We start from the raw sequence: 23,574 nt of genomic DNA, 5'->3' as shown, positions 1-23,574 counted from the left end.
AATCAAATATACTTTTTTAAAAACCAAATTCATTTAAGGCATCTGCGATTTTACGATCATTAGCCAGTCTGGGAAGCTTGTTTTGACCTCCTAATTTGCCCTTAGATTTCATGTAGGTATTGAAACCTCCCTTGGGAACAACATTGATTTTTAATGTTTCTAATACTTTTCCTGTAATTAAATCTTTGTAATAACTATTTTGTTCTTGAAGTGCTAGATCAATTGCTTTAGCAAATGCATTTACATCTTCAGGCTCCTTGTCAAACTCAATAAACCACTCGTGATAGGGTAAGCCCACTTCAGGATTTATTTGTGGCGCGACGGTAAATTCACTTACCTGAGCTTTAAATGAGGTTGCTGTGCTGGCTAAAGCTTCCTCAACCTCCTTTCCTATCACATGCTCCCCAAAGGCTGAAATAAAGTGCTTAATACGCCCTGAAACTATAACTCTATACGGTTTTGTAGACGTAAACATTACCGTATCTCCCACATTATAGCTCCAGAGACCGGCTGTTGTAGAAATTATCATCACATAATTTACGCCTGTTTTTACCTGACCTATAGTGAGTCTGTCGGGGTTTTCATCAAAAAATGACGCTGCCTCTATAAACTCATAAAAAATACCACTATCAAGTAATAGTAGCATTCCTTTTTCTTTTTGAGAATCCTGAAATGCAAAAAACCCTTCACTTGCAGGATACAGTTCAATACTGTCTACTCTTCTGCCTATTAAATTTTCAAACTTTTTACGATATGGCTCATAGTTTACACCACCATAAATAAACAAATTAAAGTTAGGAAACAGTTCTCCTACCTTCTTTCCGGTTTTTGCATTAAGTCTTTCAAAATACATTTGTACCCAAGACGGTATACCGCTTATAATACTCATGTCTTCTTTTATAGTCTCTTCAACAATAGCATCAACTTTTGTTTCCCAGTCGTCAATACAATTAGTTTCCCAGCTTGGCATTCTATTTTTCTGAAGGTATCCGGGTACATAATGAGCGACAATACCTGATAATCTTCCGGTTTGAATACCGTTTTTCTCCTGAAGCTCAGGACTTCCCTGAAGAAAGATCATTTTTTTATCTACAAAACTGCGGTTTCCGGTCTCTGCTATATAATGTAAAATAGCATCTCTTGCCGCATTGGTATGCATAGGCATAGACTCTGCAGTAATTGGGATGTATTTCGCTCCTGAAGTAGTTCCAGATGTTTTTGCAAAATACTGTGGTTTACCGGGCCATAAAATATTAGGATTCCCGGCAACTACTTTATCTACATAAACTTTTAATTCTTCATAATCCCGCACCGGAACCTGCTTTGCATAGTCGCTGTAATTTTTAATGGTTTCAAAATTATGATCCCTGCCAAATTGGGTTTGAGAGGCCTTTTTAATTAAATATTTAAAAACCTTAAGTTGGGTAGCTTCTGGTGTAGAGGCCCATGCTTCGGTTTTTGAAACGATATGTTTTGCAAAAAGTTTTGCTCCAAAAGATTTTATAGACATTATTCGAATGCGATGTAATTAGTAGGATCTACGGGGTAACCATTATTCCAAAGTTCAAAATGTAAATGCGGACCAGTTGTGTATTCTCCTGTCGATCCGGCAATTGCAATAACTTCACCTGCTTTAACAAGATCTCCCTGATCTTTATTACGGGAAGCACAATGTTTATACACCGAAATCAAGTTATTTCCGTGATCGAGAATGAGAACATTTCCGGTTTCGGCTGTCCATTCAGAAAATATGACTGTAGCATCTGCCACGGCTTTTATGGGTTCGTTTTTAGGTACAACAACATCTACAGCATAATGCTTTCGATCTAAATTGTATTTTTCGGTAATGTTGCCTTTGACAGGAGGAAATAATGAAAAATTAACTTTTGTTGAAGCCGGTTCAAATAGATTATAGCGATCTTCATTAGCTACGCGCTCTCTTAAAATGCTATCTTCTTTAGAAATTTTAAAAGATAAACCTCCATTTTCTCCAGGTTCTACAAGTAATAACGAGTCTTTATTAAAATTTACGCGATCGACATCGCCCGTAAGTACTTTTCTAATACTTGCGTAATATTGCTCATTTATATCGAGTTGTCGCTTAAGAGAATCTGTCTCAAAAATTAATTCTGTAGCCTGTTTTTTGAGTCTTACAGAAGAATATCCCGGAATATATTCTCGTAACGGAGTATATGCGATTAGAAAGGTCGTTAATGCGATGAGTATAATAATCGAGAAGCCAACGACAATAAATACATTTAAACGGGTAAGCTTAAACGATACCCGTTCTTCAAAGGTGTCTTCGTTTAAAATCACTAGCCTGTATTTATGCAAAAGGCGTTTTCTAAACTTCTTTCTCTCTTTAGATTTAGCCATATAGTTTTGTGCTTATGCAAATATAAAATTTAAAAGGCGTTTATCGCCTGCTAAAGTTTCTTAACGAAAGGTCTATTCTGATGAATTCTTTTTATATTTACGTTCTAAATTAGAATAATATGAATTTACTATCGATATTTTTAGGAATGGTTGGACCCTGGCAGATAGGTCTTATCGTCGTTGTGATACTTTTGCTTTTTGGAGGTAAAAAAATACCTGAAATGATGCGTGGTTTAGGAAGTGGTATTAAAGAATTTAAAGATGCTTCTAAAGATGATGACGCTCCTAGAAAATCTGACGAAACTATAGAAGAGAAGAAATCATAATTTCAAAACACTTTTATATTAAAAAAACCGCTTCAAATATTTGAAGCGGTTTTTTTATGTTTATTGTATATTTTATATACTTATTCTACAAACTCTACAGAACGTAGAATAGATTCTAGTTCAAATATATTATCACGTTTGTTTGCAGAAGGTTTAAATACAAAGCCTTCTAAAACGAGATAGCGATTGTTTTCTTTATCATCTACCGTAAAGTTTACAAAAGGTCCTGCCATAAAACGGCCTTTTACTTCCCACATTCCTTTCATCTCGTAGGCTGGCTTATCTCCAATTGTCGTCTCACTTAAATAAGGTGCAAAGGCTGCTTCTGTAATAAAGCGCATTCCCTCATTTACTACAATATTATCACCTGCAATAGAATCTCTCATCGCTATTAACGAGCCTATTGTGTTGCTATCTCTATCTATAAGATTATAGGGTACTTCGTAAATTGTTATATTCATATCTCCGTTAGGAATGTCTTTACGTATCCAAAAAAAGCCATCATCTGTTTTTGCATAGCGATACGCCGAAGGAAACTTCATAGATATTCCAAAAGCCTTTTTAATAGGATCATCTTCCTTGAGAGACAAACTAATACGACGTATTTTTTCTTTAAACTCTGCCCCTTTGTACGTGTCTACAATTTTTGCACTGTCTTGTTTAATTAAATTAATTATTGCTTCTTCTGTAGGACCTCTTAAAATTATACCGGTTTGTGGTCTTGCATATTCATCTGTAACAATTTCTAAGGAAGGAGTATCTGCCTGTTCTACCTTTAAAAACGTACGTTGTTTGCGCATAAACCCAGAGAATGCTTCTAAAGGCATTTGATTTATTTCAAACATAGGTTCTACCTGTGGTAGTCCGTTTACAGGACCGGCTAATTTTTCTCTGATGCTTTCACCCACTGCGCCCGCCCACATATCATTAGGCATTACAATCGTTAGGTTATTAAGACCACCAGAAGAGGACGATAAAATTTTACCTTCTGGTTTATCATTACAGGCAATTAAAGTAAACAATACGAATGCTAAGAGTAGTTTTTGCATAATAAATTTTCTATTAAGGGTTAGTTGGCTATGACCAAAGTCATTCCCGGTTTTAATTTATTACCACTAATATCGTTCCACTTTTTCAAATTCTCTGGACTAACACCTGGAAATTTCTGAGCGATCTTCCACAAACTATCACCCTTGCGTACCACATACTTTTTAGAACTACTTCTACTAGAACTGCTTGATGCAGTTGAAGTAACGGCTTTAGTAGGGTGCAATGTGAGCCGCTGCCCCACGCGTAACGTGTTAGACCTCAAGTTATTCCATCGTTTTATTTCAGAAACACCCACTCCATATTTAGAAGCTATTTTACCCAGATAATCACCACTACGTACGCGATAGCTTACGCTGGTAGGGTTTTCTACATATTTAGGTAAGGTTGCTTCGTCGCGTTCTAATTCTTTTTTTGCAGTCGCATAAATCGCTTCTTCATTAGCAACAAAAGAACCTAAAGCTTCTACTGGTAGCCTTAAATAGTACTCTTCATCACTCACATAAGGAATAATATCTAGTTTATACGACGGGTTTAAGAATTGTACTTCATCAAATGATACACCTGTGTACGCAGCAACCTGCTGTAGCGACAAGGTCTGCTTAATCTTAACGGTATCTGTGGTAAAGTAATTAATGTCTGGCTTAGCAGGATTGTAACCGTGTTCTTTTGCATATTCAAATATGTACATGGTTGCAAGAAATGCTGGAACATATCCTGCGGTTTCACGAGGAAGATTGTGTCTGATATTCCAATAATTAGTGCTGCCTCCGCTGCGCCGTATAGCTTTACTTACATTACCGGGACCAGAATTGTATGACGCCAGAGCCAAATCCCAATCGCCAAAAACATCGTAAAGTTTTGAAAGATATTGCGCTGCTGCTTCTGTAGAAAGTATGGGATCCATTCGTTCATCTACATATGAACTTATGTCAAGACCGTATAATTTGCCCGTGCTGTACATAAATTGCCACATTCCTGTAGCTCCTACCCGTGATTTTGCTCTGGGACGTAATGCAGATTCTACAATTGCCAGATACTTTAATTCTAAAGGCATATTGTATTTATCAAAAGTCTCTTCAAAACCGGGAAAATAAAATTCTGAAAGTCCCATTAAACGCTCTAAAGTAGGCTTATGCCTCTTTAAATACGATTTGATAACATTTTCTAAAGAAGGGGTGTATTCTATATTAAAGGGTGTACGTGCATTTAAATCTGCCAGACGCTTTTTGAGTGTATCTGTAGAGAGTTCTGAATATACAACCTCACTATCGTAGTAACTCTCATCAATAATCGCTTCGATTGAATCGTACAGGGAACCCGCTGTGAGCTCTCTAAGCCATTTTCTATCTACTTTAGCAGGATATTCCTGATCATTTAGGTTGTAGACTACCTTACCGCCTTTACGTTGCTTAAAAAGGAAGTTTTGCGACATCTCTTCCTGAAGCTGTTTTATTTCTAGCGTGTCAACGACTGAAAGTGTATCTGATAAAATCTCGTCTTCTACAATTTCAGATTTTATAACTTTTTTCTGAGCAAATGAACCCAATGTGGTTATTAAAAAACAACCTATAATTAAACGTTTTCTCATATCTGTTTAGAACGATGCAAACGCTAAAGTCGTATATTTTAATCGAAATCGAAAATGCTCAGAAAAAAGTAAGTGCTATAATATTTTAGTCGCGCATTGCTGCAATACCCGGAAGTTCTTTACCCTCAAGCATTTCTAGCATTGCACCGCCACCTGTTGAAACATAAGATACTTTATTTTCAAAGCCAAATTGTTTTACAGCCGCAACACTATCACCTCCTCCAACAAGAGAAAAAGCTCCATTTTTAGTTGCTTCTGCAATGGCATCTCCTAAAGCAATTGTTCCTTTTGCAAAAGGTTCCATTTCAAAAACGCCTAAAGGACCATTCCATAAAATAGTTTTGCTATTAGCTACCACTTTAGCAAAGTTCTCAAGAGACTTTGGCCCTGCATCAAGACCTTGCCAGCCGTCTGCGATTTCAAAAATATTTTCAATTTGTGTGTTTGCAAATTCAGAGAAATCATCTGCCGCAATAACATCTACAGGTAAATGTACATTTACATTTTTCTCCTTTGCTTTTTTGAGTATTTCTAAAGCCAGTTCTTGTTTATCGTCTTCACAAATAGAACTTCCTATTTTACCTCCCTGAGCTTTAATAAAGGTATAAGCCATACCTCCACCTAAAATTAAATCGTCTACTTTATCAAGAACATTCTCAATAACGGTAATTTTTGAAGATACTTTTGCGCCACCTAGAATCGCTAAAACAGGACGCTCATTATCATTTAAAACTTTATCTATACTCTCAATTTCTTTAGCTAATAAGTAACCAAAGCATTTTTTTTCAGGAAAAAACTGAGCAATTATTGTTGTTGAAGCGTGTGCTCTATGTGCTGTGCCAAAAGCATCGTTGACATAAATATCACCAAGATTAGCTAATTTTTGAGCAAAATCAACATCTCCCTTTTCTTCTTCCGCGTGGTATCTTAGGTTTTCTAAAAGTAAAATTTCACCGGGCTCTAACTTTGCAGCTGCAGCTTCAGCAGTTTCACCTACACAGTTTTCTACAAATTTTACCTGTACCCCTATAATTTCTGTAACAGCATCTGCAATGTGTTTTAATGAAAATTCTGGTTCATTATTTTTAGGTCTTCCCAAATGAGACATTAAAATTGCAGCTCCTCCATCTTCTAAAACTTTTAAAATTGTAGGTTTTGCAGCTTCAATACGAGTAGCATCAGTTACCTTATAATTTTCATCTAAAGGAACATTAAAATCTACGCGTATTAGCGCTTTTTTGTTTTCAAAATTAAAATTGTCGATGGTTTTCATGAGTAGTTATTATTTACAGATTCAGTAATTAATTGGGTTGTATTTATTATAAGCAAACCTATAGTTAGCGGCAGCTTTAGCCAACAAATATAACAGATAAGGCACAAAATATACGTTACATTTCTGTTATATTTGGCGCATGTTATTTCAGAAAATATTAGGTCAAGAATTTATTAAGAAACACCTAACTACCAGTGTAGATGGTAAGCGTGTTGCTCACGCTCAATTATTTGTGGGCAGCAGTGGTAGTGGTGTTCTTCCCTGTGCTATTGCCTATGCACAGTATTTAATTTGTAACAATAGTGAGGGAGAGAACACGGGCGGTAATGCTTCCTGTAATTTAAAATTTGATCATTTAGCACATCCAGATTTACATTTTGCGTATCCTGTAGCAACGACAGATGCTATTAAAAATCATCCTGTATCAGACAATTTTGCTAAAGAGTGGAGGTCTTTTGTAGACTCTAATCCCTACGGAAGCTTATATGACTGGCATCAACATATAGGAATTGAGAAAAAACAAGGTAAAATTGGGGTAGATGAAGCCCAGGATATCGTTAGAAAATTATCTCTAAAATCCTATGAAGGGGGTTATAAAGTTATGATTATCTGGATGGCCGATAAAATGAATAATGCGGCATCAAACAAATTGCTTAAATTAATTGAAGAACCTCCACAAAAAACTGTATTTCTTCTTATTGCTGAAAATGAAGACCACATAATTGACACTATAAAATCAAGGTGTCAGGTTCTTAATTTTCCTCCTTTAGCGGCAGAATCATTAGAAAAAGCCCTCATTACTTCGCATAACTGCAATGCTGCTGAGGCTAAAAAACTTGCAATAAAGGCACACGGAGATTACAATCTTGCTTTACATCTGCTGGAGCATAGTAGTGATGAAGAAGAATTTGAAACGTGGTTTGTATCTTGGGTACGTACTGCTTTTAAAGCCCGGGGAAATAAAAAAGCAATCTTAGATCTTATCTCCTGGAGTGAACAAATTGCCGGAACAGGACGGGAAACCCAAAAAAACTTTCTTACTTACTGTGAAGATTTTTTTAGGCAAGCCATGCTTTTAAATTATGGAGCTAAAGAACTTGTTTATTTACAGCCGCAAACAAAATTTGAACTCGCAAAATTTGCGCCTTTTATACACGGCAATAATATCAGCTCTATTATCGAAGAGCTGCAAACGGCTTCCTATCACATAGAACGTAATGGTAATGCAAAAATCGTACTTACCGATTTATCTATAAAGCTTACACGCTTATTACACACTAAAGCATAAAAAAAGCAGCCTATTGGCTGCTTTTTCTTTAATATTTGGTTTATTTATTCTGCTGTTTCTGCTTCTGGAGCAGTCGTAGCTGCCGGTATAGCAGTTGTACCCGGAGTATATTCTTTATTTAATGCCTCTAGTACTTTATCTGTAATATCAAATTCTTTCTTACCAAATAAAATATTACCACTGTCATTTTTACCATAAATGAAGTCATAACCATTCTCAGCACCATAAGTATCAATAAATTTTCTCACTTTACTTACAACCGTATCGATCGCAGTTTGACTTTCTTGTTGAAGTTGACCTCCACGAGCTTGCTGCTCTTGTTGAATTTGTTGTTGTAAGGCTCCCAGCTCTTGCTCTTTAGATTGACGTTCTGCCGGACTCATAGTCTGTACATTTTTTTGATAAAGATCTAATTTGATTTGAAACGCTTGAATCTTTGGTTCTAAATCTGCACGCACACTTTCAGTCAACTTTTCATATTTGTCCTGTACCTCTGTCATTTCTGTATAACCCTCAAAAAGTTTTTGAGTATCTACATAAGCTGATTTTGATTTTGAACAACTTGCTAAGGTAATTGTAATTAAAAGCGCACTAAATATGTTTTTCATAATTTCTAAAAATTTGCTGCAAAAGTAACAAGTTGTACTATGCAAAAGTTAAAAAAGGAAAGATTTATTTATCATAAGTAAATTAAATAGGTGAAACTTTTGAAATAGGTTTTTCTTATTAAATATAAACCTATTAAAAGCTCTCTAATGGTTTTTTAAAAAATTGCCAATACAGGACAAGGCAAAGGGATTAAAAGCCTCTTAAATTGGCTTATTTTATGTTTTTTGCTCCTTGAAGGTATATATAAGAGAAGAATATTCGCCAGAACGCCTCGCTTTCCAATTAGAGCTCAAACCTGATAAAAATGACATAATAAGATTTGATTTTCCTTTCATATATTTCTCAGAAAGAAGACTTACATAGAATGAATCAAAAATTAATGGTTTCTCCACAATAAGTTCAAACCCGAAATTTGAAAACAGTGTAGTAATACTTTTTCTAGAGAAGTGATGTATGTGTCTGGGCACATCCCAGGCAGCCCAAAATTTTCCGTATTTTTTTGCATCATCAGAATTAAAATTAGGAACTGCAATTACTAAAATTCCATCTTCTGATAAATGTCTTTCAAGCCAATTAATTTGTTCTTGTAAATGAGGTACATGTTCTAAAACATGCCACATGGTTATTACATCAAATTTTTGAGTAGTAAGTTGAGAAGTGTTTTCTAATAGTGTAAGTTTTTTATTTAACGCATTTTTTCTTGCAACTGAACTTGGTTCAACACCGGTTACCTCCCACCCTCTTTTTTTTGCTTCAATTAAAAAATCTCCGGTTCCTGCACCTATATCTAATAAAGATCCTACAGACTTAAATTTACTAATATGCTTTAGTTTTTGTTTTAGCATAAAGCTTTTCACAAATTGGTAAAGTGTTTCAGTAATTCCTTTTTTTGAATCTGTATGAGATATATAATTTTCACTTAAATAATAATCTTCTAAATTTTCAGGAATTGATGATGTTATGTACATATCTAATTCAGAATCGTAAATCAAGTCAAATTCCTCATTAGAAACAGAGAAATCTTTTATCTTAATTGTAGTTTTTTTATCTAAAGAAGAACTCATAAAATGAAAAAATGGAGAGATTGTTTCACGTGGAACTATAAATTAACGTCCCATATAAACTAACATTACTGAAATGTCGCTCGGAGAAACACCACTTACACGTGATGCTTGAGAAATAGTTGTAGGTTGAATTTTTGTCAATTTTTCACGAGCTTCAAAGGATAATGACTTAAGCTTAGAATAGTCAAAACCATCTGGAATTTTAATATTCTCTAAACGCTGAAGTTTATCTGCATTTGCTTTTTCTTTAGCAATATACCCGGCATATTTAACACGGATTTCTGCCTGTTCTAAAACTTCAATATCCAGATTATTTGTCTCCACATAATTTTTAACATCAGCAAAACTCAACATATCTGAAAGCTCAATTTGAGGTCTGCTGAATATTTTTACCATCTTGTCTGATTGCTTCATAGGAGAAGTTCCTTTTTCAGCAAGAACAGGATTTGCCTCTTCTGGTGTAATACTTGTTATATTGAAAAAGTCAACAAGATTTTGCGCTTCTTGTTCTTTATGCTCTAAAGTGCGCATACGCTCATCACTTGCTAAACCTATTTTGTGCGCAAGCGGAGTAAGTCTACTATCTGCATTATCCTGTCTTAACAAGGTTCTATATTCTGCACGCGAAGTAAACATGCGATACGGTTCTTTAGTTCCCTTAGTAATAAGATCGTCAATTAAAACACCAATATAGGCCTCATCTCTTTTTAAAATTAAAGCGTCACGTTCCTGCACTTTCAAACTTGCATTTATACCTGCCATTAATCCTTGTGATGCGGCTTCTTCATAACCGGTAGTGCCATTAATTTGACCTGCAAAATATAGTCCTGATACTACTTTAGTTTCTAAAGTGTGTTTTAATTGGGTAGGCGGAAAATAATCATATTCTATAGCATAACCCGGTCTAAAAAACTTTACATTTTCAAAACCTGCTACTTTACGCAATGCTCTAAATTGAACTTCTTCAGGTAAAGACGTAGAAAAACCATTTACATAATATTCTATCGTATCCCAACCCTCGGGTTCAACAAATAACTGATGACGATCTTTATCTGCAAAGCGATTTATTTTATCCTCAATTGAAGGGCAATATCGAGGCCCGGTACTTTTTATACGACCGTTAAACATAGGTGACCTATCAAAACCTTCCCTAAGTAAATCATGTACTTCAAGACTAGTATAACTCATTTGGCATGAGCGCTGTTTAGTAAGTGGTTTTGTAACGTTACTATAACTAAATTTCTGCGGATTTAGATCCCCAGGTTGTTCAATCATTTTTGAAAAATCAAGACTACGACCATCAACCCGAGGTGGTGTTCCGGTTTTCATTCTACCCGATTCAAAACCTAAATCTACTAGTTGTTCTGTAATTCCTTTTGAGTTACGCTCCCCTGCTCTACCACCTCCAAATTGTTTATCTCCTATATGTATTAAACCATTTAAAAAAGTACCATTAGTAAGAACTACAGATTTTGCTTTAATCTCGATCCCCAGGGAAGTTAATACACCGCCTATTCGATCACCATCCATTAAAAGACCACTTACCATTTCCTGATAAAAATCAAGATTAGGTGTGCGCTCTAACATTAGACGCCATTCATCTGCAAAACGCATACGGTCGCTTTGTACTCTGGGACTCCACATTGCAGGACCTTTGCTCTTATTTAGCATCTTAAACTGTATAGCAGTTTTATCTGAAACAATACCGCTATAACCTCCCATTGCGTCAATTTCACGCACAATCTGGCCCTTAGCGATACCACCCATTGCAGGGTTACACGACATTTGAGCAATAGTTTGCAAATTCATCGTCACTAGCAGCGTACTGCTTCCGGTATTTGCAGCGGCAGCAGCAGCCTCACAACCAGCGTGACCTCCACCTACTACAATTACATCATATATTTGATCAAAAAAACTCATTGTTCCACGTGAAACATTTAATTATACTTCCTTAAAAATGGGCGCAAAGATACTAAAAATTAAGTGCCTAGCAGCAGTTATTCTACCGGCCAAAGGTTAAGATAGAAATCTTCTTTAGCCCGCATAACCACTTTTTCCTCATCAGTCTTATCACCGTAACCACACATGTGTAACAGGCCATGTATTATTACACGCCTTAATTCTGTATTAAAACTCACGCCAAAAGTTTCGGCATTTTCTGCAACACGATCTGTACTTATATACATTTCACCATTTAAAAGCTTGTTCTCAGTATAGTCAAAAGTGACTATATCTGTAAATGTATCGTGCTTTAAAAACTGCTCATTAATTTGTAACAAATACTCGTCTGAACAAAAAACATATTCCAACATTTCAATCCCGTAGGATTCTTTAAGGGCTGTAGCTTTGATCCAATTACGCGTTTGTTCTTCCAGATCTAAACTGAAATCATTCTGACTATCAAATTCAATCATTATCTTGTTTAAAATATTCTTTAACCTTGTTTTTATAGATTCCGTTTAAGGGAAGTTGATCTCTATTCAGAAGCTCCTTAGTATTAAAATAATTACGGCTTTCAGGGATAATACTGTTAGCAGAATTAATAAATTCTTTAGTCGTACCCTCAGCTTCCCGCTTAGTATCTTTGTCTTGTTCCTGTTCAGCAATTTCTAACTTAAGAAACTGTTGAATGACATCACTCATTCTCTTTTTTGCCTGCGCTGAATTACCGTTTAATAAATCTGACTCTACTTGCTCTATCGTTTTTAAAATCCGTGTAGTTTCACTTTTGAGATCTTCTTTATTTATTAAATCCTGTAATCTGTTTCTAATCTCTTCCTGTTGTTTATAAATCTCATATTGTCGTGCAAGCTCGCCTTCACTTACAGATTTTGCGTCGTTTTCATTATCTCCCTTCCCCCCATTTGAGCTTTTACCCTTTTCACCTCCAGAGCCAGAACCTTCTCCACTACCACCTTGCTGAGCATCACCTTCTCCATCAGCCTTGCCAGATTTACCTTTGCCAGATTTACCTTTGTCGCCATCGCCTTTTTGACCAGATTGTTCTCCCAATTTCTCAGAAAGCTCCTTCTGAGACATAATAATATCACTTAATTGCTTACCAGATCCCTGACCTCCAGGTTTAGGAATAGGCATCGGCATGCCACTGGATCCTTGACCTAATGAAAGCGATAATTGCCCTTGCATATTATCTAAAATATTTGAGAGTAAATCAGCCAAAGTATTTGATGAACTTACAACATAGCGTTCACTTACAACGCCCATATTTACATTGTTATCTGATAAACGGTCAAGCGCCTGGTCAAGACTAAAAGTAATATTTGTAAGCTCTTTATTTATATCCTCTTCTAATAAAGGATTTCTAAGCGATAAAGCAAAAAGACTATCGTCGATATGCTTAAAATTATCACGTAATACATTTTGTTTTACTAGATGTTTTGAGAAAGCAGGATTAGCATTATTAATCGCTTTAAATTTATACATCAAGTCTTCCTGATCAAAAGAAAAAACAACCAGATTATCTAGAATTTGCCTTAACATCTCAACATCTTCTTCAAGTTGTTGCGCACCACCTCCCCCAGCAGAAGAAAATTTATCTTGCAACTTACTACCCAATTGCTTCATTTTCTTTCCTGCGCTCTTTTGTTTTTCTTTAGTGGTTTTTGAAGATTCTGCGCTAGCGGGTTTTTGCATTTGTTCAAGCGCTCCTTTTTGATCATTATCTATTTCCTTCTCAAGATTTTTATCTTCTGGTATATCGAGCGGTTGTTTTAAAGCATCATTTTCTTTCTTTAATTCCTCAAAAGAATTTTTGAATTCCTCAAATTCCTTATTTAATTTTTCTTGATTTTCCTTTAATGGTTCTTCAGATTTTTGACCTTCTTTAATCTGCTCTTCTCCGGTTTCTTGAAGTTGTCTTGCGAGGCGTTCGCCTTTAGTTTGTACATAAAAACGCTTAGTCAGCTCTAAGAGCTGTTGCATACTTTTGCTAGAATTTTTACTATTCTTAGACATTTTATTTAACTTCTCTTTCAGTTCTTCATCATTCATCAAATCTTGAAGCTTAGACAATTCTTCTAATAGCTTTTCTTGCTCCTTGAGTTGTTCTTCATTTTTCTCTATACGCTTTCTCAGAAGTTCGTTTTCCGGACTCGATTTCTCATTTAATTTATCTAACTCGTTAAGGCTATTCTTCAATTTTTCAGAATAATTTTTCATCATCTGCTCCTGTTCCTTTTGCCGTTCTAAAAAAGAGTTCAACTTGCGTTTGTCATTAAAATCAAGTTTGTTTTTTTCCTTTTGTAAATCTTGTAGTTCTTTTAAATCTTTCTGCTGCTCCTCAATTTTTTGAATAGATTTATCTAAACCCTGAATACTGTTTTGTTGTAATTCTAATTGCTTATTAATAGACTGAGTACGCGTTAGCGATTGAAAATTTTGAATTTCAGATTGAGTTGCCTTGTAGTTGTGAATGGCATCATTATCACGCACTTCGAAGTAATAATTATAGGCTACACCCTCTTCGAGATTTAATTTGCCAGGAAAAGAAACATAAAATTGATCTACCGTTGCTTTTGCTATCGAAATTGGGATTGACTTTTTATTAATTATTTGATTTTTAATATAATAAACTAATTTTAGGTCATATAAACCATTGTCATCAGATACAAAACCCTGATAATAAGTTTGATTACTACCCAAAGTATCTTTTTTTGATTTTAAAAGAAGATCTGGGTATGCATCTTTAGTGATCTGAATGCTATAACTCAGTTCTTCATAATTCTTCAATTGCTTATTGCTCGTTGCAATTTTATATTCTATTGAATTAAAAATTGTTTTTGAAAATTTAAAAATATCATCCTGAAATTTAAAAGCATTTATAAGCGTATCACTAATAAAGTCAATTTGTGATGTATTATTAGCTTCTAGTAACCAATCGACCTGTGTACCTTCAGGAACTGTAATTGAACTTGTATTAGAAACTATCTGATTTTGCATTTTTAAATAACCCGGATACTTTAAACGCATATTAAAAGAACTAATTACTGGAATGTGTACCAGCGGAAATTTATAAGAGCCCGATGAAAACCCATTTCCTGAAAAAGAAATATTTAAATCTTCTGAAGGCTGTTCTACCGTGTATGCAAAAACCCCGCCTCCCCTATTTTTCATAAAATAAGTGACGTCGTTAATATTTATAGTTAATTCTTCCGGAATTTCTGACCCCTCAACTTTTGCTAAAATTTCAAAATTACGACCTTCAATAACGGTTTGTTCTTCATTAAGAATTATAAAATTAAATGGTGCCGGCGGAGTATATTCAGTAGAATAATTTAAAACCCGCTTGGCACTACTCCCAAAAAAGTCTGAAGTTTTACTAAAACTAATGGCTAGAAATATAAGAACCGGTATTAAAGCATATTTAATATACTTAGCATTTGCTTTATAATTTATAGCAAGAGAAAATGGTATAGGCTCTAATTCCTTGCTTTTTTGAAGTATGCTTGCCTGCACTAAATCTGAATCATTTGCAGAAGATTTGAGCTGAAGGGTGTTTTTTAATTTATCACGAACTTCAGGAAAATGATTACCTATTAGTGTAGAAGCCCTGGTATAATCTATACCCTTAGAAAGTTTAAACAATCTAAAAACCGGTATGAGAATAAATCTGAAAATAAGCAGCAATTCGATGCCTACAAATGACCAAAATAAAAATCCCCTACCCCAGCGTCCTAACCATAACCAATATTCAATTGCCAATACAAGCAAAAGATAGGTGAGCCCTATTGCTATAAAAAACAAGAATCCTTTTAAAAGTTCGTTCTTGTAATATTTACTAATAAAATTTTCTATTTTTTTCTCTAAAGCTTCCACAACCTACCTCTTTTACTAGCTAATTTTCTAATAACTAAAACTACGCCATTATATTTTAGTTAATTGGGCTTAATTTTAAAGCTTTAATAGTGTACTGCATCTTACTTTTTTCAGTTATAATTCTAAAAAACTCAACACACTAGTATACAACTTAAGGCCCAAAACCATCAGACAAGATATTAAAAATCCCAATTTAATTAGAAAGCAACATGTAACAGATCTGGTGCTACACTTATTAAGATTGAGTACCTTTGCAGCCTAAATTTTTACTATGTCTAACAATGTACGTGTGCGTTTTGCACCAAGCCCCACAGGACCTCTACACATAGGAGGTGTGCGCACTGCACTTTATAATTATCTTTTTGCAAAAAAAAATAAAGGAACCTTCATTCTTCGCATTGAAGATACAGACCAAAACCGTTATGTAGAAGGCGCAGAAAACTATATAATCGAAGCTCTTAACTGGTGCGGTATTCCTTATGATGAAGGCCCAGGCAAAGAAGCAGGTTACGGCCCGTATAGACAAAGTGAACGCAAGGATAAATATTTTGCTTTTGCTGAAAAATTAATCGCTTCAGGTGATGCTTATTATGCATTTGATACTTCTGAAGCCCTAGATGAGCATCGTAAAAACCACGAAGAACAAGGCAAAACCTTTATCTACAACTGGCACAACCGCAATAAACTGGATAACTCTTTAAATCTTTCTTCAGAAGAAACACAAAAGCGAATAGATGCAGGTGAAGACTATGTTATTCGATTTAAATGTCCTGAAAGCGAGCTTTTAGAATTAGAAGATATCATTCGCGGTACTGTTGAAGTAAATACAAGTTTATTAGACGACAAGGTATTGTTTAAGTCAGACGGAATGCCTACCTACCATTTAGCAAATATTGTTGATGATCACTTAATGGAAATTTCACACGTTATACGTGGTGAAGAGTGGTTACCCTCTATGGCGCTACATGTATTACTATACCGCGCATTCGGCTGGGATGCACCTCAATTTGCACATCTCCCCTTAATTATGAAACCGGTAGGAAAAGGTAAATTAAGCAAGCGTGATGGGGATAAAATGGGCTTTCCTGTCTTTCCATTACTATGGAAAGATCCTAAAACAAATGATGTTTCGGCTGGTTATAGAGAAGATGGTTATTTACCTGAAGCTGTAGTAAATATGCTTGCGTTTTTAGGATGGAATCCCGGTACTGAAAAAGAAATATATAAACTGGAAGAGCTAATACAGGATTTCGACTTAGAACGTGTACATAAATCAGGAGCAAAATTTGATCCTGAAAAAACAAAATGGTTTCAGCAGCAGCAATTACATATCGCTTCTGATGCTTCTCTGGTAGCTGGATTACAAAAAATTCTCGCTCAAAAAAATCTGGAGTTTAAAGATGATTATGTTGAACAAGTGATTCATCTGGTTAAAGAACGTGCAGTATTTGTTGCAGATTTATGGGAACAAGGAAATTTCTTCTTTGAAAGACCAGAAAATTATGACGAGAAAGCCGTTAAAAAAGCCTGGAAAGAAGACACCGCAGAAATCATGACCACTGTTTCTAAAATCGTTAATGATACTGAAGATTTTACTGCTGAAAATTTATCAGCTAACATTAAAGAATGGATTCAAAATGAAGGTTTAGGTTTTGGTAAAGTAATGCAGCCTTTTAGAATTAGTTTAGTAGGATCTATGTCTGGACCAGATGTATTTATGATTGCCGAAACTATAGGTAAAGCGCGTACACTAGAGCGAATACGTTTTGCAATTGAAAAATTATAAATAGAAAACTATCCCCGTAAGTATTAAATTAAAAAATAGCTACGGGGATTTCTTTTTTAAAAACTCTTCACTTAACTATTAACAGGATTTGTCAAATCTTATTAATATCTAAAACTAGAATACAAAGTTATAACTAGTAATTACTATTATAATTAGTAAAATCATTAGTGAGATTTTCTCGCTAGTTTTATCCTAAAGCTAAATATAATCTGGCTCAGAATACCTATTCTGTAACGCTCACCTACCTAATTTTAAAGTTCTATGGATATTCAGTAGAGTTTTTTAAAGCTCTTAGAAATTAATTCCCTTATGTATAAAAATGAAAAATTTCAATAAACTGCGCAGCATTTGACAATATTTAAATTCTGAAGTAATACATTAAAGATTAAATTTTATATTAAAATGTAAAATAGTGTTTTCAAAAGCGTTACAATTTTATCAAATACAAGACATATGTATTGTATTTTTAATAAGTCTCTCATTTTGAGATATAACTAAAAAAATAACTATGACTTACTTTTTACCCGTTATCCTCTTTATAGGATTAATCATTTTAATTTCTGCAGTCTTTATGGTTAAACAGCAAACAGCTGCAGTAATAGAGCGCTTTGGCAAATTTACCAGTGTGCGTAACTCTGGTATTCAACTTAAAATACCGCTAATAGATAAAATAGCCGGTCGTATTAATTTAAAAATTCAGCAATTAGATGTTATTGTTGAGACAAAAACTAAGGATGATGTATTTGTTCGTTTAAAAATTTCGGTACAATTTCAGGTAGTAAAGACTAATGTATATGATGCCTTCTACAAGTTAGAAGATCCTCAAAATCAAATCACTTCATACGTATTTGATGTAGTACGTTCTGAAGTTCCTAAAATGAAACTCGATGATGTTTTTGAACGTAAAGATGATATTGCTATTGCCGTAAAAAGTGAATTGAATCAAGCGATGACAGATTATGGTTATGATATTATAAAAACACTTGTTACAGATATAGATCCAGATCAGCAGGTAAAAATTGCTATGAACCGTATTAATGCAGCAGAACGTGAGAAAGTTGCCGCAGAGTATGAGGCAGAAGCAGAACGTATTAAAATAGTTGCTAAGGCGCGCGCAGAGGCCGAAAGTAAGCGTTTACAGGGTCAAGGTATAGCAGACCAGCGTAGAGAGATTGCAAGGGGGTTAGAAGAGTCTGTAGAGGTTTTAAATAACGTGGGTATAAACTCTCAGGAAGCTTCTGCTCTAATAGTGGTAACCCAACATTATGATACGTTACAATCTGTAGGTGAGAATACAAATTCAAACTTAATTCTTATGCCTAATTCACCACAGGCAGGCAGTGAAATGTTGAATAACATGATTGCCAGTTTTGTAGCTTCAAACCAAATAGGTGAAGAAATGAAAAAGAAGAATGAAGCCAATGGTATTCTACCTAAGAAAAAGGTTAAAAAACCACGACCAGAATCTGGTTACGATTCTAATTTTGATGATGACACGATTTAAAATTTGCTGTCATTAAGAAGTATAAAAAAAGCCTCAGATACAAATATCTGAGGCTTTCTATTTTCAACACAAGATTTATTAATCATCTTGTCCCTCTACGTTTTTAACCTTAACGCGTTTTACTCCTAAAATAGAATTAACTACCTTAAGAACTAATGTTTTTTGAGCAATGGCTCCTACAGTACCAGCAATCATAGAAACTGGCGAAAATGAGGTCTTAACATCGTTTAAGCTCAATTTTACCTGCTCGCGATCTATTTGATTCTGAAGTTTAAGTACTTTTAAATCATGTTCTATTTCTAAAAAAGATTTATAAACTTTCATGAGCCTCGCGTATTGGTTCTAAATTTTGATTGTATGTAGCAGGGGTTTCAGCTTGTTTAAACTGTTCACTTACCTGTATATCGTCATCATCGTGAAAAAAGATCTTAGAATACTTAGTAAGAACAATTTTTGTAATGATAGGTTTCCCAAAAGTACGGTAGAGTAAAAAAACAAGTAAATAAAAGCCACCCATTATAAAGTAACCATAACTTACGCTACCTAAAGACTCGCCAATTATAATTGCTAATCCAACCGAAACAAAAAGGATAAAAATCATAAAGATGCTACCTGTAACTAATAAATTTACTAGTGAAACGGCACCACTCATAGATTTTTTAAAAAGATCTAGTTTGTAAAATTCAATACTACTATCTAGATACTTTTTAGCATCATCTGCTACTGTATTTATATGTTTTGAAATGTTGAATATAGACATTACCGCTTATACTTTTGCGGTTGGAACATCTATATCTTTAACTTCATCAACCACTTTATTAGCTGTCTTAGCATTTTTAGATCTAAGCTCTTCTAATTTACGCTCCATAGTTACTAAAATATCATCTGCCTTAGTACTTGCTGTTTTTAGCGTATCTTCTAATTTAGCATCAAATGACTTTTTAGCTTGTTTAGCTGATGCAGTAAGATTTTCTGAAGTTTCATTAATCTGTTGCTCTAATTTCTTCTTTGCTTCTTTAGCATTTTTAGAAATTTTCTTTCTGGTTTTATCACCACTTTCCGGTGCATATAATAAGCCTAATCCCGCTCCTATTGCTGCTCCTGTTATAAGTGCTAAAATGGTATTTCCTGTTTTTGACATGGTTATAGATTTTTGTTACAATCAAAATTAGTATTGTTTAATGCTAATCTCCGTTAATAACCGGTTAATAAATCGACTGTTAACCTTAAAGTAATGCTAAAAAAAGCATATATTCAGAATACTCAGCTTAAAATTAGAGTTTCTCAACCGCTTGTTCTAAAAGACTGTCACCAGAAGTTTTCATTTCTTCAAGATAAGTGGCTACATCAATTTGATTACTAGATACTTTTTCTGTTTTAATAAGTACTATTAAAGTTTCTAAAACAGCTAAACGGGTACCTATCTTTTTTGCTGAAGTATTAAACAACTCTTTTAATTCTTCAAAGTCAACATTTTTAGCCAATTCCTGTATTTGAGAAACACTTTTTAAACGCTTTTCATCAGGCAACTGACCTAATTTTTTACCTATTTTTTTAATTTCATTTAAAGCAGGAAGTTGTGGTATTTGCTTAACAGGTGCAGTTTTCTGTTGAGTAGGGTTTGCCACTTTAGATTCAGCTTTTGCCCACGTATCTCTTAATCCTACCGTTTTATTAAAAATGAGTTTTTCTGTAGTACTTTCTTTATCTACGTTAAAATATCCCATACGTTGAAATTGAAAAATATCTAAAGGCTTAACATCTTTAAGGCTTGGTTCTAAATAACCAGTTATAACTTCTAAAGATTCTGGATTTAAGTAATGCATAAAATCTACCTCTTTATCACCATCTGGAGACTCGTGATTAAATAAACGATCGTAAAGACGTATTTCTGCTTTAATGGCATGTTCTATTGAAACCCAATGCAATGTACCCTTAACCTTGCGTAAACTCGCTTCTGTACCACTTCCACTCTGTGAGTCTGGATCGTATGTACAGTGAATTTCTGTAATGGTACCAGAAGCATCCTTAACTACAGATTCTCCTTTGATGATATAGGCATTCTTTAATCTAACTTCTTTACCTAGACTAAGCCTAAAATATTTACTATTTGCAGACTCTTTAAAATCATCTCGTTCAATGTAAAGTTCTTTAGAAAAAGGTACTTTTCTAAAACCTGCACTCTCATCTTCCTGATTATTTTCGGCATCAAGCCATTCTACTTGATCGTCAGGATAATTATCTATTATAAGTTTAACAGGATCTAAAACAGCCATTACACGAGGAGCTGTTTTATTGAGATCTTCCCGAATATTAAACTCAAGTAAAGAAACATCAATTACATTATCACGCTTTGCAACCCCTACTGTATCTATAAAATTACGTATAGAAGCCGGTGTATAACCTCTTCTGCGCAAACCAGAAATTGTAGGCATTCTTGGATCATCCCAGCCGCTTACAATACCTTCTTCAACAAGTTTAAGCAACTTACGCTTACTCATAATGGTGTAACTCAGGTTCAACCGTGCAAATTCGCGTTGTTTTGGCTTAACACCAGTTGTATAAATATTATCTACAAACCACTCGTATAGTGGTCTGTGCGGCTTAAATTCTAATGAACATAAACTGTGTGAAATTTGCTCCAGGTAATCACTCTCACCATGTGCCCAGTCGTACATAGGATAAATATTCCATGCAGTACCGGTACGATGATGTGCTTTGTTAATAACGCGATACATAATGGGATCCCTTAATAACATATTAGGAGATTTCATATCAATTTTTGCACGAAGTATATGTACACCTTCAGCAAAATCACCACGTTTCATACCTTCAAAAAGCTCGAGATTTTCTGCTACCGAACGATCTCTATACGGACTGTTTGTACCAGGTTCTGTTGGCGTTCCTTTTTGCAAGGCCATGGCCTCACTAGACTGAGAGTCTATATACGCTTTACCTTCTTTAATTAGCTGAACTGCCCAATCATACAATTGCTGAAAGTAATCTGAAGAATAACAAACTTTATCCCAGGTATAGCCTAACCATTTAATATCTTCCTGAATAGCATCTACATATTCCTGCTCTTCTTTAGATGGGTTAGTATCATCAAATCTAAGATTTACAGGCGCATTATACGTCTCTCCAAGACCAAAGCTTATACAGATGGCCTTACTGTGACCTATGTGTAAATAGCCATTAGGCTCTGGTGGAAATCTAAAACGCAGTTTTTCTTTTGAAAATCCGTTATTAATATCCTCTTCTACTATTTGCTCTAAAAAATTGAGCGCTACATAATCTTCTGCCATTGTATAATCTGTGCTGTATGAAGGTGTAAAATTACTAAAAATACACGTCTAAGAGCGTTTAAAGTATTCTATTTAAAGCAGCCTAATTCTAGCCTTTCAATTAATCAGAAATAATATCTTTACCACTGTATATAGCGTTTTTAGATATAATAACTAGTACAATTAAATGTATTCTATTGAAATTATTTAAATAAATAGTTATTTAAAAAACGATTAAACTATTTAAGCCTTATGGGAATTATAAAACTGAATAAAGTAAAAGTATATGCCTATCATGGCTGCCTTATTGAAGAAGGCCAAATAGGTTCTGATTACTATGTAGATTTAAAAATAAAAACAGATTTAAAAACGCCTGCAAATACAGATAACCTTAGTGACACTGTAGATTATGTGCATTTAAATAAAATAATTAAAGAGGAAATGGCAGAACGTTCAAAGCTTCTTGAACATGTATGTCAACGTATTTTAGATCGCTCATTTAAAGAAATTTATGAACTTCAAAAAGCAACGGTAACCGTACGAAAAATCAACCCTCCCATAGGAGGAGATGTTGCTTCTGTAGGGGTTTCTATGACTAAAAAGCAATAATCGCTTTCATATCTAAAGAAAAACCTTAAATTTGCACACCGATTCAAAAAGGTGTCGTGGCCGAGTGGCTAGGCTCAGCTCTGCAAAAGCTGCTACAGCGGTTCGAATCCGCTCGACACCTCAACAAAGACCCTTCATAGTGAAGGGTCTTTTTTTATTCTACAATTTATGAAAATGTTATAGCCGTAATCCCAAAACTTCGGGATAGGTATAAAGTTAATTATAAAGTAATTGAGTCACCATTAATATTAAATTGACCCTCTGGAGCAATCTCTTCTATTCGCTTTTCAATTTGCTCAATCTTTGCAGGAAACATTCCCTTAGAAATTAATATTAATCCAAAAACAAACATCAAAACACTAATACTTCTTTTAATAATAGAGATTCGTGTGGGTGTAAGCTTACTTCTTAATTTTTTTGCAAGAAGAATTTTAAAGACGTCAGTTAATAAATAAGTACCTAAAATACCTGCGAAGAAAATAAGAAGACGATCTGAATTCATATCTAAAGCAGGACCAGCAGATATTAAAATTACTAACCAAAAACCGAGTACACCTATGTTTATAAAATTGAGTAAAAAACCTTTAACCATAAGGCCTAGATAATTACGTTTACTCATAACCACAGTAGGATGCTCGTCGTCTTCAAGTTTATTATTTTTTACTCTTAAAAAAGAAATAACACCATACATAGCCAGGAGCATACCTCCAAAAATAAAAAGTGCGGGATCATCTTTTAATTTTGCAAGAAGTTGATTTGTGCTAAAATAAGCAATGAGAATAAATGTAATATCTGCAACAACGACGCCTATATCAAAAATAAAAGCCGCTCTAAATCCCTTTAAAGCAGCTGTTTCTAGCAATACAAAAAATACCGGTCCTACGAGAAAGGCAAGTAAAAAACCGAGAGGTATGGCAGAGTAGAAATCTTGTAGCATTAGGATTTTAAAATCATTATGCTACAAAAGTAACTAAATTGACTT

At 34.5% G+C, this 23,574-nt stretch carries 20 protein-coding genes and 1 tRNA gene; 6 read left to right on the top strand and 15 right to left on the bottom strand.

The window, feature by feature from the left end; genetic code table 11:
* Nucleotides 1-16: 16 nt before the first annotated feature.
* Nucleotides 17-1,510, bottom strand: coding sequence for a GH3 auxin-responsive promoter family protein (locus P164_RS14770; protein ID WP_035899886.1), 1,494 nt, complete (start codon nt 1,508-1,510; stop codon nt 17-19).
* Complete coding sequence (locus P164_RS14765; protein WP_028377102.1) at nt 1,510-2,376, bottom strand: M23 family metallopeptidase; 867 nt, start codon at nt 2,374-2,376, stop codon at nt 1,510-1,512. Before P164_RS14765 ends, P164_RS14770 begins: the two co-directional genes overlap by 1 nt.
* 119 nt (nt 2,377-2,495) lie before the next feature.
* Here P164_RS14765 and tatA point away from each other — a divergent pair, with 119 nt between their 5' ends.
* The gene (tatA, locus tag P164_RS14760) at nt 2,496-2,702 is read left to right on the top strand and encodes a twin-arginine translocase TatA/TatE family subunit (RefSeq protein ID WP_028377101.1); all 207 of its coding nucleotides are present in this window, start codon (nt 2,496-2,498) and stop codon (nt 2,700-2,702) included.
* An 80-nt stretch (nt 2,703-2,782) separates the two neighbouring features.
* Here tatA and P164_RS14755 read toward each other — a convergent pair whose 3' ends face one another.
* The 3 genes from P164_RS14755 to P164_RS14745 all read right to left on the bottom strand — a co-directional run bounded on the left by P164_RS14755 (nt 2,783) and on the right by P164_RS14745 (nt 6,613).
* Nucleotides 2,783-3,751, bottom strand: a complete 969-nt coding sequence (locus P164_RS14755) for a DUF4837 family protein (RefSeq protein ID WP_028377100.1) — start codon at nt 3,749-3,751, stop codon at nt 2,783-2,785.
* A gap of 20 nt (nt 3,752-3,771) precedes the next feature.
* On the bottom strand, nt 3,772-5,340 hold the full coding sequence (locus tag P164_RS14750) for a LysM peptidoglycan-binding domain-containing protein (RefSeq protein ID WP_028377099.1): 1,569 nt from the start codon (nt 5,338-5,340) through the stop codon (nt 3,772-3,774).
* Between the two features lie 85 nt (nt 5,341-5,425).
* Nucleotides 5,426-6,613, bottom strand: a complete 1,188-nt coding sequence (locus P164_RS14745; protein WP_028377098.1) for a phosphoglycerate kinase — start codon at nt 6,611-6,613, stop codon at nt 5,426-5,428.
* 139 nt (nt 6,614-6,752) lie between these two features.
* Between P164_RS14745 and P164_RS14740 the strand changes: the two genes are divergently transcribed.
* Complete coding sequence (locus tag P164_RS14740) at nt 6,753-7,901, top strand: ATP-binding protein (protein WP_028377097.1); 1,149 nt, start codon at nt 6,753-6,755, stop codon at nt 7,899-7,901.
* Nucleotides 7,902-7,945: 44 nt separating this feature from the next.
* On the opposite strand, the gene P164_RS14735 is transcribed toward P164_RS14740, so the two are convergent.
* The 5 genes from P164_RS14735 to P164_RS14715 form a co-directional block, all read right to left on the bottom strand.
* The gene (locus P164_RS14735) at nt 7,946-8,509 is read right to left on the bottom strand and encodes an OmpH family outer membrane protein (RefSeq protein ID WP_028377096.1); all 564 of its coding nucleotides are present in this window, start codon (nt 8,507-8,509) and stop codon (nt 7,946-7,948) included.
* Nucleotides 8,510-8,725: 216 nt separating this feature from the next.
* A complete protein-coding gene (locus tag P164_RS14730) occupies nt 8,726-9,574 on the bottom strand; it encodes a class I SAM-dependent methyltransferase (protein ID WP_035899884.1) in 849 nt (282 codons plus the stop codon).
* 42 nt (nt 9,575-9,616) lie between these two features.
* On the bottom strand, nt 9,617-11,494 hold the full coding sequence (gene mnmG, locus P164_RS14725; protein ID WP_028377094.1) for a tRNA uridine-5-carboxymethylaminomethyl(34) synthesis enzyme MnmG: 1,878 nt from the start codon (nt 11,492-11,494) through the stop codon (nt 9,617-9,619).
* A gap of 77 nt (nt 11,495-11,571) precedes the next feature.
* Nucleotides 11,572-11,988: an rRNA maturation RNase YbeY gene (gene ybeY / locus P164_RS14720; RefSeq protein WP_028377093.1), complete on the bottom strand. Its 417-nt coding sequence runs from the start codon at nt 11,986-11,988 to the stop codon at nt 11,572-11,574.
* Nucleotides 11,981-15,409 (bottom strand): hypothetical protein, encoded by a 3,429-nt coding sequence (locus P164_RS14715; RefSeq protein ID WP_028377092.1) that lies wholly within the window; start codon nt 15,407-15,409, stop codon nt 11,981-11,983. Before P164_RS14715 ends, ybeY begins: the two co-directional genes overlap by 8 nt.
* Before the next feature lie 271 nt (nt 15,410-15,680).
* On the opposite strand from P164_RS14715, the gene gltX reads away from it, so the two are divergent.
* Both gltX and P164_RS14705 read left to right on the top strand, forming a co-directional pair.
* Entirely contained in the window at nt 15,681-17,195 is a 1,515-nt protein-coding gene (gltX, locus tag P164_RS14710) for a glutamate--tRNA ligase (RefSeq protein ID WP_028377091.1), read from the top strand.
* Nucleotides 17,196-17,703: 508 nt separating this feature from the next.
* A complete protein-coding gene (locus tag P164_RS14705) occupies nt 17,704-18,699 on the top strand; it encodes an SPFH domain-containing protein (protein ID WP_028377090.1) in 996 nt (331 codons plus the stop codon).
* A 78-nt stretch (nt 18,700-18,777) separates the two neighbouring features.
* On the opposite strand, the gene P164_RS14700 is transcribed toward P164_RS14705, so the two are convergent.
* The 4 genes from P164_RS14700 to P164_RS14685 all read right to left on the bottom strand — a co-directional run bounded on the left by P164_RS14700 (nt 18,778) and on the right by P164_RS14685 (nt 22,004).
* Nucleotides 18,778-19,023, bottom strand: a complete 246-nt coding sequence (locus P164_RS14700; protein WP_028377089.1) for a DUF6327 family protein — start codon at nt 19,021-19,023, stop codon at nt 18,778-18,780.
* On the bottom strand, nt 19,010-19,459 hold the full coding sequence (locus tag P164_RS14695; protein ID WP_051621367.1) for a hypothetical protein: 450 nt from the start codon (nt 19,457-19,459) through the stop codon (nt 19,010-19,012). Before P164_RS14695 ends, P164_RS14700 begins: the two co-directional genes overlap by 14 nt.
* A 6-nt stretch (nt 19,460-19,465) precedes the next feature.
* Nucleotides 19,466-19,840 carry a YtxH domain-containing protein gene (locus P164_RS14690; protein ID WP_028377088.1) on the bottom strand — a complete coding sequence of 125 codons (375 nt, stop codon included), beginning with the start codon at nt 19,838-19,840 and terminating at the stop codon, nt 19,466-19,468.
* 133 nt (nt 19,841-19,973) lie between these two features.
* Entirely contained in the window at nt 19,974-22,004 is a 2,031-nt protein-coding gene (locus P164_RS14685) for a glutamine--tRNA ligase/YqeY domain fusion protein (protein ID WP_028377087.1), read from the bottom strand.
* A gap of 231 nt (nt 22,005-22,235) precedes the next feature.
* Between P164_RS14685 and folB the strand changes: the two genes are divergently transcribed.
* Nucleotides 22,236-22,592 (top strand): dihydroneopterin aldolase, encoded by a 357-nt coding sequence (gene folB, locus P164_RS14680; protein WP_028377086.1) that lies wholly within the window; start codon nt 22,236-22,238, stop codon nt 22,590-22,592.
* 50 nt (nt 22,593-22,642) lie between these two features.
* Nucleotides 22,643-22,713: transfer RNA gene (locus tag P164_RS14675), tRNA-Cys, on the top strand.
* 99 nt (nt 22,714-22,812) lie between these two features.
* On the opposite strand, the gene P164_RS14670 is transcribed toward P164_RS14675, so the two are convergent.
* Nucleotides 22,813-23,529, bottom strand: a complete 717-nt coding sequence (locus P164_RS14670; RefSeq protein ID WP_028377085.1) for a LysE family translocator — start codon at nt 23,527-23,529, stop codon at nt 22,813-22,815.
* Nucleotides 23,530-23,574 lie beyond the last annotated feature (45 nt).

The organism is Leeuwenhoekiella sp. MAR_2009_132, assembly GCF_000687915.1.
Classification (GTDB): Bacteria; Bacteroidota; Bacteroidia; order Flavobacteriales; family Flavobacteriaceae; genus Leeuwenhoekiella.
The sequence above is the reverse complement of the archived record's forward strand: the minus strand, read 5'-3'. Positions and strand labels throughout refer to the sequence as shown.

Bases quoted from the DNA above. Each gene is read 5' to 3' on its own strand.
- ybeY (WP_028377093.1), bottom strand. From the start codon at position 11,988: ATGATTGAATTTGATAGTCAGAATGATTTCAGTTTAGATCTGGAAGAA.
- gltX (WP_028377091.1), top strand. From the start codon at position 15,681: ATGTCTAACAATGTACGTGTGCGTTTTGCACCAAGCCCCACAGGACCT.
- P164_RS14700 (WP_028377089.1), bottom strand. From the start codon at position 19,023: ATGAAAGTTTATAAATCTTTTTTAGAAATAGAACATGATTTAAAAGTA.
- mnmG (WP_028377094.1), bottom strand. From the start codon at position 11,494: ATGAGTTTTTTTGATCAAATATATGATGTAATTGTAGTAGGTGGAGGT.
- P164_RS14730 (WP_035899884.1), bottom strand. From the start codon at position 9,574: ATGAGTTCTTCTTTAGATAAAAAAACTACAATTAAGATAAAAGATTTC.
- P164_RS14670 (WP_028377085.1), bottom strand. From the start codon at position 23,529: ATGCTACAAGATTTCTACTCTGCCATACCTCTCGGTTTTTTACTTGCC.
- P164_RS14750 (WP_028377099.1), bottom strand. From the start codon at position 5,340: ATGAGAAAACGTTTAATTATAGGTTGTTTTTTAATAACCACATTGGGT.
- P164_RS14745 (WP_028377098.1), bottom strand. From the start codon at position 6,613: ATGAAAACCATCGACAATTTTAATTTTGAAAACAAAAAAGCGCTAATA.
- P164_RS14740 (WP_028377097.1), top strand. From the start codon at position 6,753: ATGTTATTTCAGAAAATATTAGGTCAAGAATTTATTAAGAAACACCTA.
- P164_RS14770 (WP_035899886.1), bottom strand. From the start codon at position 1,510: ATGTCTATAAAATCTTTTGGAGCAAAACTTTTTGCAAAACATATCGTT.
- P164_RS14705 (WP_028377090.1), top strand. From the start codon at position 17,704: ATGACTTACTTTTTACCCGTTATCCTCTTTATAGGATTAATCATTTTA.
- P164_RS14695 (WP_051621367.1), bottom strand. From the start codon at position 19,459: ATGTCTATATTCAACATTTCAAAACATATAAATACAGTAGCAGATGAT.
- tatA (WP_028377101.1), top strand. From the start codon at position 2,496: ATGAATTTACTATCGATATTTTTAGGAATGGTTGGACCCTGGCAGATA.
- P164_RS14690 (WP_028377088.1), bottom strand. From the start codon at position 19,840: ATGTCAAAAACAGGAAATACCATTTTAGCACTTATAACAGGAGCAGCA.
- P164_RS14685 (WP_028377087.1), bottom strand. From the start codon at position 22,004: ATGGCAGAAGATTATGTAGCGCTCAATTTTTTAGAGCAAATAGTAGAA.
- P164_RS14765 (WP_028377102.1), bottom strand. From the start codon at position 2,376: ATGGCTAAATCTAAAGAGAGAAAGAAGTTTAGAAAACGCCTTTTGCAT.
- folB (WP_028377086.1), top strand. From the start codon at position 22,236: ATGGGAATTATAAAACTGAATAAAGTAAAAGTATATGCCTATCATGGC.
- P164_RS14735 (WP_028377096.1), bottom strand. From the start codon at position 8,509: ATGAAAAACATATTTAGTGCGCTTTTAATTACAATTACCTTAGCAAGT.
- P164_RS14755 (WP_028377100.1), bottom strand. From the start codon at position 3,751: ATGCAAAAACTACTCTTAGCATTCGTATTGTTTACTTTAATTGCCTGT.